Below are 14895 nucleotides of genomic sequence, written 5' to 3'. Positions count from 1 at the left end.
TTCATTTTCTATCCTTTCTTTGCAAAATTAATTTCGGGATTTTATGCAAAAAAAGTTTAAAAGAAAATAAAATCAGACGCAAAAATCATTTCTTTGTGATCTTATAAATAAAATTTCCTAATGATTGGAAAATTTGAACCATTATGATTAAAATCACGACGGTATAGAGCATGATATCGGGGCGAAACCTCTGATAGCCGTAGTTTATCGCCACTGAGCCCAGTCCGCCGCCGCCGACCGCGCCCGCCATCGCCGAAAAGCCGATGATAACGATAAGCGTGAGCGTGATGGAGGCTACGATGCCGGGCAGTGCCTCTACGAACATCACCTTAAATATGATCTGAAAATTTGAGCTACCAAAGCTCCTAGCGGCCTCGATGATGCCTTTATCGACCTCTTTTAGCGCGCTTTCTATGAGCCTAGCGATAAACGGCGCCGCGCCGATAGTAAGCGGAACGATAGCCGCGCTAGTGCCGATACTAGTACCTACGATCAGGCGCGTGAGCGGGAAAAGAACGATGATGAGGATGATAAATGGAAAGCTTCTTAGCGTATTTACCGTGATATCAAGCGTGATAAATAGCGGTTTGTTCGGTTTTAGGCCGTCCTGCGCCGAAAGAACGAGCAAGATAGCGGGCACTAGACCGATCAAAAACGCTAAAATCGTAGAAACCACGCTCATATAGAGCGTCTCGCCGATAGCCGGGAGCAAAATGCGCTCGAAAACGTCGGGAAATTTAGAAAAATCGATACCAAGCATCACGCCACCTCCCATAATACGCCGCTTTGCTTGATATACTCGGTCACGCGCGCTTCGTCTTTTGGATCGATGTTGATGACGAGCGAGCCAAGGACGTTTTCGTTTAGCTTTTCAAGCTTGCCCCAGACGATGTTAAAGTCTATGTTTAGCGTGCGCGCCATGTGGGTGATGACGCTGTTTTGCGCGACTTCTTTTGGGAAAAAGAGCCTGATATTTACGCCCTCGCTCGGCAAAATTTCATTCACGCCGAGAAATTCCTTCATCTTTTCGTCGGGTTTTAAAAATAGCTCCTCGATCGTGCCGCTACCGATTATCTTGCCGCTTTCTAGCAGCACTGCGCGCCGCGCGATGCTTTTTACGACTTCCATCTCGTGCGTGACCAAAACGACGCTGATATTTAGCGTTTGATTGATCTGTTTTAAAAGCTCGAGTATCGAATTTGTCGTATTTGGATCAAGCGCCGAGGTCGCCTCGTCGGAGAGTAAAATTTTTGGACTTAGCGCAAGGGCACGGGCGATGGCGACGCGCTGCTTTTGTCCGCCGCTTAGCTCGCCTGGGTAGCTTGCGGCTTTGTTCGCAAGGCCTACGAGTTCCAGTAATTCGCTCACTCTTTTTTTGATTTCGCCGTCTGAGTAACCCCAAAATTTAAGCGGAGTCGCGACATTTTCAAAAGCCGTTTTTCTCGCCATCAGCGCGAAGTGCTGAAATATCATCCCCACATCTCGCCTAAGCTCTCTTAGCTCTTTGTCTTTTAGCGCCGAGATTTCTTTGTCAAATACCTTTAGGCTACCGCTTTGATAGTCCTCTAGGCCGTTTATGCAGCGCAGCAGCGTGCTTTTACCCGCGCCGCTGTGGCCTACGATGGCGAAAATTTCGCCTTTTTCTACGGTTAGGCTGACGTCGTCTATGATCTGCGTCGCTCCGTAAAATTTCTTTAAATTTTCTATTTTTATCACTAATTTTCCTTGTTTTTTAAAACGCGTAAATTTATAAAATTTCGCGCCTTAGCTCATCTGCGCTCTTTGGCGAAAGAAGCGCCGGAGCGATGTCAAACACGCTAAATGCGCCGCGCTCGCCCCTTTGCGCCAAACGATACGCCGCGCGGGCGTAGGCCACTAGCACGCTTGCGGTAAATTCGGGATTTGAATCAAGCTTTAGCGAAAACTCGATTAGATGCTTATTTTCTCCGCGCTCGCCCGTCGCTCCGCTTCGCAGGACGAATCCTCCGTGAGGGATGCCGCCGTGCTCTTTTTTAAGCGTCGCAAGACTTACGAAATGCACGCTCGTGTCGTAGTCGGCGAAGTAATTGGGCATCGTTTTTATCTCTTTTTCTATGCGCGCTTTATTGGCGCCGTCCTCGGCCACGACGTAGCACTCGCGCAGGTGTTTTTCGCGCGTGCTAAGTTTCGGGTTTTCGCCTGCGCGGACTCGCTCCAATTCACTTTCTATCGGCACGGTGTATTGGCGCGCATCCACAACGCCCTCGATCCTGCGGATGGCGTCGGAGTGGCCTTGGCTCACGCCTTTGCCCCAAAACGTGTAGCTGCTGCCGTTTTGCAGCACGCTCTCGCCAAATAGTCTGTTTAGCGAAAACAGACCCGGATCCCAGCCCACGGCTATGATGCCTACATTTCCGCCCTTTTTGGCTGCGGCGTCTACCGCGGCGAAGTGCTCCGGGATTTTTGCGTGCGTATCAAAGCTATCTACAACGTTGAAATTTAGCGCAAACTCGGGCGTCTGCGTCGGCAGATCCGTCGCGCTACCGCCGCAAAGAACTAAAACGTCAAATTTGCCCTTGTGCGATAAAATTTCATCCGCGCTAAACACGGGCGCGCCGCATGTTTTTACTTCGCTCGGGTTTCTGCGGCTAAAAACGGCCGAAAGCTCTAAATCCTTGCTATTTCGCGCGGCAAGCTCCACGCCGCGACCCAAATTTCCATATCCCAAAACCGCTATTTTTATTTTTTCGCTCATTTTTTTATCCTTTTTTAAATTTTTGCGCGTAAAACGGCGCGCCGCAGGTCAAATTTAACTGCTCAAGGCGCCGTTTGGGTCCGATAAGCCCTGACGCAAAAACCGAAAATATTAATCGGCCGCTCCCAAATTTGCTAGCTCGCTATCTACTTTTTCCAGCTTTTGCGCGGCGCTAGCTAGCCCTTCGCGGTTGGCTTCGACCACGGCTTGCGGAGCGGAGGCTACGAATTTCTCGTTATTTAGCATGCCTGATAGCTTTGCTATCTCTTTTTCCAGTTTGGTTTTTTGCGACCGCAGTCGCATGATAACAGCGCTCATATCCACGCCTTCAAGCGGTACGAATGCTTCTAAATTTTCGCTCACGTCGCGCGCTGCGTTTTCGATTTTAGCGTCGCAAAACTCGATTTGTTCGCATTTAGCCAGCAGCGCGATATAATTTGTCGCCTTGGTCAAATTTTCGTTTCCGTTTAGCTTGATGAAGGCTTTTGCGATTTTTGAATTGCCTTGCTCGATGGTCGCCTTTGCGCGGCGGATCGCGACGATGGCTTCGATCACCAGCTCAAAGGTCTTTTCTGTCTGCAAGTCGCGCTCGTTAGCCTGCGGATACGCCTCTATCATGATCGAGCTTGCGCTTTCTAAATTTGAGCCGCTAAGCTCGTGGAAAAGGAATTCTGAGATAAACGGCATAAACGGGCTAAGCAGTCTCATAGCCTCTTTAAATATCGCTCCAAGCTCCCTTACGCTGCCTTTATCGGCTTTGCTAAGCTCGATGCCCCAGTCGCAAAACTCGTCCCATAAAAATTTATAAATAGCGTTTGCCGCGTCGTTAAAGCGGTAGGCGTCGATGTTCTCTCGCGCTTCGCGCACGCACTCGTTAAAGCGGCTTAATATGTATTTACCGAGTTTTGTTTCGATTTTGGCGTCGCTTAAATTTGCAAATTTAGACTCGTTTAGCAGCAGGTATTTGCTCGCGTTGTAAAGCTTGTTCGTAAAATTTCTCACGAGCTTCATCTTTTCGTCGCTTAGCTTTATATCGCGTCCCTGCACGGCAAGTAGCGCAAGCGTAAAGCGCAAGATATCGGCGCTGTACTCATCGATGCTAACGAGCGGATCGATGACGTTACCTAGGCTCTTGCTCATCTTTCTGCCTTGCTCGTCTTTAACCAGAGCATGCAGATAGATATCGTCAAACGGCAGCTTGCCTAGCGCGTTTTCGCCCTGAAACATCATCCTGGCCACCCAGAAAAACAAAATATCAAAGCCGGTGATTAGCAGGTTGTTCGGGTAAAATTCGGCCAAATCGCCGTCAAACCATTTCTCATTTTTTAGCTCCTCGCCGTTGCCCCAGCCAAGCGTGCTAAACGGCCAAAGCCCCGAGCTAAACCAGGTATCAAGGACGTCCGGGTCTTGATGGAAATTTGCGCTTTTGCATTTTGGACACTGCGTCGGTTCGCCTTCGTCCGCCCACTCGTGTCCGCACTCGCCGCAGTAAAATACCGGGATCTGATGTCCCCACCATAGCTGGCGCGAGATACACCAGTCGCGAAGCTCGCGCATCCAGGCGTTAAAGCTGTTTATCCAGTGAGCCGGGTAAAATTTAGCTAAGCCTTCGCCGACCTTTGCGATCGCGTCGTCTGCGATCTGCTTTTTGACGAACCACTGCTTTGAGATATAGGGCTCGACGACGTTTTTGCAACGGTAGCAGTAGCCGACTTGATTTTCGTAGTCTTCGATCTTCTCGACGTTTCCGAGCTTTTCTAGCTCTGCTACGATGACGTCTCTGGCCTCTAGTCGCTCAAGCCCTTTAAACTGCGCGCACTGCTCGTTTAGGATGCCTTTTTCGTCAAAAACGGTGATAAACTTTAGATCATGCCTTTTGCCGACCTCGTAGTCGTTGGTGTCGTGCGCGGGAGTAACCTTAACCAGGCCGGTACCAAACTCCATATCGACGTGTTCGTCGGCGATGATCTCGATCTCGCGACCGATTATCGGCAGGACGACTTTTTTGCCGATCAAATTTTTATAGCGTTCGTCGTTTGGATTTACCATGACGGCAGTGTCGCCGAAGTAGGTCTCTGGGCGCGTGGTCGCAACAACGATATACGGCAAACTCTCGCTTTGATATGCTTTGTTGCGGCTCGTCTCGCTCGAATCTTTGCAAGAGTTTGAATTTTGCTCGCTTGATGAACTATTTGTTCTATCTGCGCTCTCAAAATTCTGCGCAACTTGCAAATCTTCATCGCGATACTTTGCCTCGTCGTCTCCGGTTAAAATTTCGTCGAAATTTTTGTTGTTTGAATTTGTGCTTTTGTTTGCTAAATTTTGCGCCGCGTTCGCCTCATTCGCGCTCGCCTTGTAACCCGCAAATTCATCGCACGATACTTCGGCTTGTTTGCTTAAATTTGATGCGGAATTTTCGCTCAAATTTGAAGCTTCGTCCGCGAGATAGTATCTCAAATGATAAAGTTTGCCTTTGTTTTCCTTGTGCTCAACCTCGATGTCGCTGAGCGCGCCGTCGTGCGTACACCAGTTTATCATGTAGTTTTCGCGTACGATGAGCCCTTTTTCGTAGAGATTAAGGAAGGCTTTTTTGACGGCTATCCTGAGCCCCTCATCCATCGTAAATCTTTGGCGCGACCATGCTGGAGAGATGCCTAGTTTTCGCATCTGATGCACGATCATACCGCCGCTTTTTTCTTTCCATTCCCAGACTTTTTCTACGAATTTTTCGCGTCCGAGCTCTTCTTTTTTGATGCCTTGAGCTAGGAGCTGCTTTTCAACGACGTTTTGCGTGGCGATACCTGCGTGATCAAGGCCCGGTTGCCACAGCGTTTTATAGCCGTCCATTCTTTTGTAGCGCGTTATTATGTCTTGCAGAGTGAAGGTTAGCGCGTGCCCGATATGAAGCGAGCCCGTTACGTTTGGAGGCGGCATCATGATGCAAAATTTACGGCCGTCTTTGCAGATGTTTTTGTTTGCGTCTATCTCGAAATATCCGCGTTCTTCCCAAATTTTATAAAATTTATCTTCTACTTCTTTTGCGTCGTAAAATTCCGCCATATTTTATCCTTAATAATCGTTTAAAAAATGTCGGATTTTACTACAAATTTGCTAATAATATGTTTAAAATAGGTTGTTTTTAAGATTAGGCAAAGAAAGCGAAGCGGCTAAAAAACCGCTTCGCAAAGGATTATTTGACGATAAATTCGTGCTGAGATAGATCGTAGTCGCTCATACTCTCGTCATACATATTTTCGGTGATGACCGCAGGTAGCATGCACTTACCGCTCATAACGACGCGAAGAGGCGTGTAGAGCACGTGCGCGTCCTTGCTAGCGCCCAAACTATAAAAGCTCAAAACTCTGTCGTCCTCGATGTTTTGATGCTCGAGCGTTATAGAGTTCTTCGTAGCTTGGGTTCTTGCGTTTGGCACGATGTTTTCGTTGATCACCTCAAAGCAAGGACTGATCGTCTCGTTTATCACGCCGTTTCTGATAAACTCATTCGTTCTAAGAGAAAGCTTTGAGTAGATGATATCGTTTACCTTAAGCGCGTTGATATCGATCTCCTTGCCGTCTTTGCCGACGAAGGTTCTGTAGATATCAAGCCCTTTTTTGTCAAATTTGTGATTTACGTCTAGTTTTTTGTAGCCTGACGCGCTAACGCCTAGATACACGGCTGCGCCGTTTTGGGGCACGATAGTGATCTCGGGCTTTTTAGGAGCGATGTTGATAGCTCCGCGACCGTCGAAATTTAGATCGTGTCCGTCGGCGATGAGCTTAAATTTGTTCTCGCTTGAGACGTCTTTGATATATGCTCTTAGCGCTCTTAGCGTAAATGCGCGCTCCTGCGTCGAATGTAGCTTATCTACGCGAGCGATCAGGTAGTCGGCTAGCTCGTCGCTAAATGCGTTTTTCTCAAAGTGATTAGCGTGTAAAAGTAGCATAAAGGCCTTGTTTCTGATCTCTGAACCGAAGTTATCGGCTAGCTCGTTTTCGCGGTTATAGGCTGATTTATTTAGCTCTTTTAGCACTTTTTCGCTCTCTTTATTTAGTCCCTCGTTTTTGAGGATCGCCGCCATCAAGTAGCCTTCAAGCGCACTGCCTTGGTATCTTTTTTGATCGTATAGAGCGTTTAGCTTTGATCTATCGAGCTTCTTTTGCGTGCTTAGGACGTAGGCTGCGTAAAGGGATTGGAAGTTATCGTTGCTGCCAAACGCCTTTAGCCAGTCGATCGCTTTGTTTTTTACGTAACTATCGAGCGCAAAGCCTGATTTTTCAAGCGTAAATAACATATCGATAGCGTAGATCGAGGCAAAGTTGTTTGTGTAGCCTAGCTGATTCCAATAGCCGATGCTGCCGTCTGTTTTTTGCATCTTGACGACGTCTTGCATACCCGCTTCGACAAATCTTCTTCTGTCGGCTTCTTTTGCCTTAGCCTCTTTAGAGTCGTCTCCGCCAAGCACTAGGAAATTTAGCTCAAAAAGCTTGCTTGAGCGCTGCTCGGAGCATCCGTAAGGGTAATTTACGAGCTTGTCGCTATTTGCGCTTAATACGCCTTTAATAGAGCTTGAAGCGTCGATCCTGATGCGCTTAAACTCCTCGTCGAGCTTAAATGTTTTTTGCTCGGTAGCCTGGAAATTTTTAGCGTAAGTGCTAAGCGGATAGGCGTGGATGACGTCAAGCTTTTGCGAGTAGGAGTAGCTGTTTTTGCCGTCGTTTGCGGTGAAATTTATATAGGCTTTGCCCGTAGCGTTAGCGTCGATCGTGAAATTTAACTTCGCGTTTTCTTCTGGTTTTAGCTCGATACTATCGACGGCTAGCTGCGCGTTTAAGTTCGTATCTATGTTTAAGGCGACGGTTTTTGGCTCTTTAGTCGTGTTTATCACTCGTAGTGTGTAATTTACCTTATCGCCCTGTATCAAATACGCCGTTTGCGTAGGTTTTAGGATGATATCGTCTTTTACCTTGACGGCATTTACGCTAAAGCCCAGTTTATCGCCGATGACGCTAAGCGCGGCCAAATTTATCTCGGAGTTAAAGTCGCTAGGCACCTCTACGTCAAAGTTCGCTACGCCATCCGCGCCCGCTTTTGCGGTTTGCATTTTGATGTAGGTTTTTACGTTTTTCTTATCGACCGGGCTGGCAAATTTAGCCATTCTCATCTCCATAAGAGCAGCCGCCGCGTCACCGCCGAAGTTTAGCACCTTGCCGTCTTTTTTAAATCCGCTCAAATTTGCGTAGATATCATAATCAAGCACGCCGTCGTTTAAAATTTTGTCAAAAAAGTCAAGAGGGCTTTTTAGCTTTTGATTTGTTACTTGAAGTACGCCTTCATCGACCGCAAATAGCGTAACCTCCGCATTTGGCTCGGTTTTTACGCTAGCTTTAAATTTGGAGTTTGACTTCACGACTTTGGGCGCTTCGATGCTAACGTTTGTCGCTCGGTATGATTTGTCCGCTTTTGCATAGACTTTGTCGTAGGTTCTAAACGGCAAGACGTCGCTGTCGGCTACGCGCATGATGGATGCCGTGACGTAAAGTCCCTCAAAGTCGAAGTCGAGGTCAAATTTGGCGTTTGCGACGTTATTTTCTATATTTACGACTTTATATTTTTTGACGTTTTCGGACTCGACCGTGACGATGCCGATACCGCTTTTTAGCACGGAGCTAACGTCTACGTTTAGCGAGTCGCCTTTTTTATAGACTTTTTGATTTAGCTTGATTTTAGCTTTGGCCAGCTCTTTTGTAGGTTGCAAAGTGCCGCCGTAGTCCCAGCCGCTAACGTAGATATCTAAATTCGCCGAGTGGCCGCTTAGGATATCGGAAACCACGACTACGTAGTCGCCGCTTTGTTTGAAATCATAAACGAACTCGCTGCCGCTTAGAGTATCGCTAAAGACTTTCTCGTAGCGTTTGTTCCACTTTAGGTAGCCGTTTCTATCGTAGTTGTAGTCCCAGATGGCTTTTTTGATCTCGATGGCTTTTTGTCTATCTTTTAGCTCTTCGCCCTTAAACGGATCGATGCTGACGAAATTTAGCGTTAGCTTGGAGTTTGCGTCGATGTAGGTGTCGTTTGCTCTGACGCCGACCATCGCGTCAAAAGGATAGACGCTAAAGTCCTTGCTCGCGCTCACGTTTTTGCCGTCGTCGTTAATGGTAAATACCGCAGCGCCTTTTAAAACGCTCGCGATTTTGGCTCTGCTTTGCAGCTTAAACGCCGTTTCGCCTTTGCCTTCGCCGTCTAGGGTTACGGGCTTGATAAACTGATCCAGGCCGTTTGCGGCGTATTCGCCGTTGCTAAATTTATACTCTTTAAATTTATCGTTTTTATAGTCTTGCTGATATAAATTTAACGCCACGTCGCCGTTAAGATTGGCTGCCGCCGCACCGAAAAGATAGTTGCTTTGCAACTTTACGTCTATTAGATCGTCTAGAGCGTAAATTTGCTTATCCAGCTTGACCTCGTTTTTGATGCGTTGCGGAGTGAATGACTCGACCGAAAAGCTGTAACTATCGATGATTTTATTTGCAAAGATCACTTCAAATTTAAACGATCCCGTTAGTCCGGAATTTACCGGCTCGTCGAAATTTATCACGCCAAGCTCGGTCGTATTTACGCTTTTATTTAGAATCACTTTGTTTTGCGGATCTCTGATTTTTAGCTTAACGGGCATATTTGAGAGGCTCTTAAACAGCGCGTTTTTGATGATGATCTCGCCTTTTATATTTTCCTGCGGGCGGATGATGTTGCTGGCAAAATGCAAATAAGCGTTATAAATTTCGCTTCTATCTTTGACGTCTAAATTCGACTCCTCGTTTAGGCGTTTGTTTTGCGATAGAGCGATGAAGCTTTGCTCCTTGCCCAGCGTTAAAACCGCGCTTGCGACGTCTTTGCCGATGTCTTTTTTGTTAAATTTAAACACGCCTTCGTCGTTTGTGATGCCGCTTGCGATGAGATTGTTTTTGACGGAGTAAATTTTGACGTCCGCGTTTGCGACCACTTCGTTTTTACTTAAGCGGTTGGCAAATAAAAATATCTCATCTTTAGAGACCTTCATACTTAGGCCGATATCGGTTAGGTAGACCGCTTTTTTGACGCTTTTATCTTTGTCGTAGTAGATCGTGACCAGATAGATGCCGTCGCCACCCTCGGCAAAGTCAAGCTTGATCTTGCTTTTTTGCGTTTCATTTTGAGCGCCGCCGATCTCGTAGTTTTTGCTGGCGACCTCTTCGACGTAGTTATCCAGCGGAGTCTCGGTAAAATTTAAAAAATACCTTAAATTTTGCTCTTTTAGCTTCTCGACGACGACCTTAGCGGTGTTTGTATTTACGCTTTTTACGCCGATCTCGCCCAGGCTCGACATATACGTGCCGCTATCGGTAAACTCCAAAAACGGTTTTAGATCGCCGAATGCGACGTTAAAGATAGAGTTTTCTCGTAGCATCGAGTAGCTGTCGCCAAAGCCCTTGTAGAAGGTGATTTCGTAGGTAGTTTGCGGTTTGAAGTCGTTGCTGGTGATATCGATGTAATAGTAGTAATACTCCCCGTCTTCGCTTCTATGACTGGTGTATTCTATGTCGCTGACCTCGAAGCTGTTTACGCCCTTGATCTTGATGAATTTTTTAATATTATCAGAATCTATCCAATCTTTAAGATAAAGTCTAGCCGCTAGTTTGCCGTTATCTAGGCTAGCGCCCTCGACCTCGTTTAAAAACATAGTCTTAGCTTTTGGCCTATCGACGAAATTTTCGTCCGGGCTTGAGACTTTTTGCACGACTTCAAAGTCGTCGGCCAAATTTACGCCGGAACTGTTTTTTAACTTTTTAGAGATTGCAAATACCAAATTTTCGCCGCTTTCAAGTAGCTTTATCTGAAAGCTTTTAGGCGTTTTGGCTACGATTTTATATTTGATGTTTTGTTTAGCCAAATTTTGCTTGTCGTAAATTTTAAAATTTGTGGCAAACTCATCCTCGCTAACCTCGTCGTTAAATACCGCCAAAAAAGTATCTTTGGAGTATTCGATCATATTTGACAGCATAAAGTCTTCGCTGTAAAATTTAACCTTGCTCTCGCCTTTTTTGCACGAGTAGCTTACGCCTTTTGCCAGCGGTTTTTTAGGGTAAAATAAAATATGGTTCGATCCGTATTCGAAGGCTCCGGTAATCCCCGGCTCGCACTCGATTATTTTCTTGTGCGTGACTTTGCCGATGAGCGACTGCTCGCTTTGAGCGTATTTGACGCCAAAGCTTATTGAGCCGTCCTCTAATGCTTTGATCGAGCCGTCAAGCGTAAAGGCGCTTAAATTTGATACCAAAAGGCAACTTAGGCTTAAGCCGATTAGCTTAAAACGCATTAAAACCTCCTTATTTCGATATTGATTTCGGTTAAATTCGAATTTTCATCCAGGCACCCGAGCTTATGTTTGCCTTGCGTTAAATTTAACGTATTTTCGCTCGCGTTTTTTACTTTTTCCCATTCGTTTTCGTCTGTTTTGAGGTATATTTCCTCGCCGACATACGCGTAACATTTTAACATAACTTTGGTTAAATTCTCATCGCTTAGCAAAATTTGATTATTTGACGGCGTCGCAACGAGAGGTTTGTAGCTTTTAAATTTATAATAACAAGGGCTGTCTTTGATATCTTCTTGCGTGATAGCGCCGTATTTGAGTAAAAATCCTACCTCGTCGCCCCTGATACTCTCGCAGATATCTTTTAACGCTACGCCCTCTATCCGCCAGTCGTCTTCCTCATCTCTGCACTCTTTAAATTTAAACGCGTCAAGGCAGGTTTTTTTGCTCTCTATGCCGCTTGGCGCGTTCATAAAAGATAATTTTTGCTTTTGAGCCAGCAGTTTAAAGACATCAAAAACCGTGCGCGAAGCGTCGCTAAATCCGCTTAAATTTTGCGTCTTTTTGCCGTTAAAGTTACCGAACCACACCGCGACCGTGTAGTCGTTATTTACGCCGATCGTGTAGATATCGCGCGAGCCATAGCTGGTGCCGGTTTTAAAGGCGATTTGAGGCGTGTCTTTTGCGTATTGCCATACGACGCCCAGATAGCTGCGAGAAGCGGAGGAGAGCATTTTTGACGTTAGATACGCGCTTTGCGGGCTAATGAGCCGTCCGTAGCCTAGTAGCGTCTTACCCGCAACCTCTAGCGGTTTTAGCTCGCCGCCGTTTGCGTAGATAGTGTAGAGATGGGCTAAGCTTAGCAAGCTCATCTCCGCGCTTCCAAGCGCGATACTGCCCGCGTAAAATTCCTTTGAATAACTCACCAAATGCACGCTAGAAAGCAGCTCGTAGAGCGAATTTTCGCCAAGTTTGTTGTTTAGGCTAACGGCCGGGATATTTAGGCTAAGCGCTAGCGCCTCGGTCGCCGAGATGATACCGAAAAACCTACTGTCGTAGTTTTTGGGCGCGTACTCTCCGAGGAAAATTTCGGTATCTATCATCTGGCTTTTTGGCGTGATGAACCCCTCGTCGAGTCCTAGCGAAAATATAAACGGCTTTAGCGTGGAGCCCACGTTTCTACTCATCGTTACGCCGTCGTTTTGCCCCTGCGGAGCGCGCCAGTCGTGCGAGCCTACGTATGCCGCTACGCTCATATTTTTATTGTCGATGATTATCCCCGCGGCGTTATAGGCGTCTTTTGATTTTAGCGAGGTTGCCGTATTTTTTAGCGCGTTTTCGAGTAAAATTTGCAAATTTAGATCTAAATTTGAGTGCGTAACGCCGTTTTTTAGAGCTTGAGCGGCGTAGTGCCTGGCCTTATAAACGGCATCGTAGCGTTTGTTTTTAAAGGGCTCCCTTTGCGCTCTTTGGAATGCGCTTTGGTCTATCACGCCCGCTTTATAAAGCAACTTGACGGCGCGGTTTTTTAGCGCGTTGATATTTGATTTTTTATCTAGGCGGTTGGCGTTAGGATTTTTTGGGATCGTGCTTAAAAGCGCGCACTCGGCGATACTAAGCTCGCTCAAGTCTTTACCGAAATAAAACCTCGCCGCAGCCGCCGCCCCCTCGATGTTTCCGCCGTATGGAGCGAGATTAAAGTAAAAATTTAAAATCTCGTCCTTGCTGTAATGCCACTCAAGCTGAAGCGCGGTAAAGATTTCTTTAAATTTATTCGCGTAGGTACGCTCCTCTCGCTTCATCATGCGCGCGACTTGCATAGTGATCGTGGATGCGCCGATGCGGTTAGAGTGCGTGAGATTGTGCGCGGCCGCGCGGATCATAGCAAAAGGATTTACGCCGATGTGGTAGTAGAAAAATTTATCTTCAAACAAAATAACGCTATCTTTTAGCGTCTGCGGGATGTTTTTGGCCTCAAATCTCCAAATTTCGTCGCTGCTAGGCCGAAGGGCGACGATCCGGCCGTTTTTGTCAAAAAGTATGAGCGAATTTTCCCGTTTTAGCGCTTTGACGTCGAGCGGATAAGCAAAGTCAAGCGCCAAAAAAGCTACGAAGCAAAGTAGGGCAAAGGCGGCGGAAAATTTGATAAATTTAGCTAAAACTCTTTTCATTGTTGCGATTATATCGAAATTTACGCGTAAATTTTCGCAAGATTAAATTTATGAGAGTTGATATATAATCTAAAAAATATAAAATTTTTATGAAGGAGCAAAGATGCAGTATAGAATAGAAAAAGACACGATGGGCGAGGTAAAGGTTCCGAATGAAAAATATTGGGGTGCGCAAACGCAGCGCAGCCATGAAAATTTCGAGATCGGAGTAGGGCTGGAGACGATGCCAAGGGAGGTCATAGAGGGCTTTGCCTATCTAAAAAAGGCGTGCGCGCTGGTTAATCGCAAGCTGGGCCGTCTAGACGAACCTCGCACCGAGGCGATCGCGCAGGCGTGCGATGAAATTTTAAACGGCAAACTGGACGGAAATTTCCCTCTAGTCGTGTGGCAGACGGGCTCGGGCACGCAGTCGAATATGAATTTAAACGAGGTCGTTTCAAACCGCGCGATGGAGATTTTGGGGCTAAATTTCCGCGATAAGGCGGCACTGGACGCCAAAGACGCAAAATTCGTGCATCCAAACGATCACGTAAATAAAGGCCAGAGCTCAAACGACACCTATCCTACGGCGATGCGAATAGCCTTTGTGCAGCAGCTTCAAAAAAAGCTGCTGCCGGCGATAGAAAAACTTGAAGCGACGCTGAATAAAAAGACCGCCGAGTTTGCGGGAATCGTAAAGATCGGCCGCACTCACCTGCAAGACGCCACGCCGCTCACGCTCGGGCAGGAATTTAGCGGCTACGCGCACATGCTAAAGGCGAGCAAGGCGCAGATCCTAGCTACCATGCCGTTTTTAGAGGAGCTTGCCATCGGCGGCACCGCGGTGGGCACGGGGCTAAACTCGCACCCGAAATTTAGCGAGATGGTAAGCGACGAGCTAAACGCGCTAACGGGCACGGCGTTTAAATTTAAATCCCATCCGAATAAATTTCACGGCCTAACCAGCCACGATGCCGAGGTGTTTTTAAGCGGCGCGCTAAACGGCCTGGCGGCAAATTTGATGAAGATCGCAAACGACGTGCGCTGGCTGGCAAGCGGACCAAGATGCGGCATCGGCGAGATAAACATCCCCGAAAACGAGCCGGGAAGCTCGATAATGCCGGGCAAGGTAAATCCGACGCAGTGCGAAGCCGTCACGATGGTCGCCGCGCAGGTGATGGGCAACCACGTCGCGATCTCCATCGCCGCAAGCCAGGGCAACTTCGAGCTAAACGTCTTTAAGCCGGTGCTTACGTACAACCTCATCCAAAGCATCCGCCTGCTAAGCGACGCGATGAACAGCTTTGAGAAACACTGCGCGTGCGGCATCAGCGCAAACTCTGCGAAAATCGACAAACTGCTGCACGAGAGCCTAATGCTCGTAACCGCGCTAAATCCGCACATCGGCTACGCAAATGCCGCCAAGATCGCCAAAACTGCCCATCATAACGGTACGACGCTACGCGAAGAAGCGATAAGATCGGGTATACTAACCGCCGAGGAATTTGACGCGTGGGTGGTGCCCGAAGATATGATCGCGCCGAAGGAATAGATTCGGTCGCTTGATTTTTGGGCTCGGTAGAATTTGCACGTTTCGGTAGAATTTGATCGTTTTGATGAAATTTAATCGTTTTAGTGAAATTTAATCGTTTTGCGTG

General features: G+C 47.1%; 7 protein-coding genes. 1 reads left to right on the top strand and 6 read right to left on the bottom strand.

Going from position 1 to position 14895, the window contains the following annotated elements:
* Nucleotides 1-85: 85 nt before the first annotated feature.
* From CRECT_RS06280 to pbpC, 6 genes are all read right to left on the bottom strand, one after another.
* Nucleotides 86-760, bottom strand: a complete 675-nt coding sequence (locus CRECT_RS06280) for a methionine ABC transporter permease (protein WP_039888213.1) — start codon at nt 758-760, stop codon at nt 86-88.
* Nucleotides 760-1716 (bottom strand): methionine ABC transporter ATP-binding protein, encoded by a 957-nt coding sequence (locus CRECT_RS06275; RefSeq protein WP_002944726.1) that lies wholly within the window; start codon nt 1714-1716, stop codon nt 760-762. The genes CRECT_RS06280 and CRECT_RS06275 overlap by 1 nt, the downstream gene beginning before the upstream one ends.
* Nucleotides 1717-1747: 31 nt before the next feature.
* Nucleotides 1748-2734, bottom strand: coding sequence for a diaminopimelate dehydrogenase (locus CRECT_RS06270; RefSeq protein WP_002944730.1), 987 nt, complete (start codon nt 2732-2734; stop codon nt 1748-1750).
* Between the two features lie 111 nt (nt 2735-2845).
* Entirely contained in the window at nt 2846-5794 is a 2949-nt protein-coding gene (locus CRECT_RS06265) for a valine--tRNA ligase (protein ID WP_002944733.1), read from the bottom strand.
* A gap of 130 nt (nt 5795-5924) precedes the next feature.
* Nucleotides 5925-11090, bottom strand: coding sequence for an alpha-2-macroglobulin family protein (locus CRECT_RS06255; protein ID WP_002944795.1), 5166 nt, complete (start codon nt 11088-11090; stop codon nt 5925-5927).
* Nucleotides 11090-13258, bottom strand: a complete 2169-nt coding sequence (gene pbpC / locus CRECT_RS06250) for a penicillin-binding protein 1C (protein ID WP_002944790.1) — start codon at nt 13256-13258, stop codon at nt 11090-11092. Before pbpC ends, CRECT_RS06255 begins: the two co-directional genes overlap by 1 nt.
* Before the next feature lie 103 nt (nt 13259-13361).
* Between pbpC and fumC the strand changes: the two genes are divergently transcribed.
* The gene (gene fumC / locus CRECT_RS06245) at nt 13362-14789 is read left to right on the top strand and encodes a class II fumarate hydratase (RefSeq protein WP_002944766.1); all 1428 of its coding nucleotides are present in this window, start codon (nt 13362-13364) and stop codon (nt 14787-14789) included.
* Nucleotides 14790-14895 lie beyond the last annotated feature (106 nt).

Source organism: Campylobacter rectus, from assembly GCF_004803795.1.
GTDB classification, from domain to species: domain Bacteria; phylum Campylobacterota; class Campylobacteria; order Campylobacterales; family Campylobacteraceae; genus Campylobacter_A; species Campylobacter_A rectus.
Note: the sequence above shows the minus strand (reverse complement) of the source record. Positions and strands in the feature narration are given on the sequence as shown.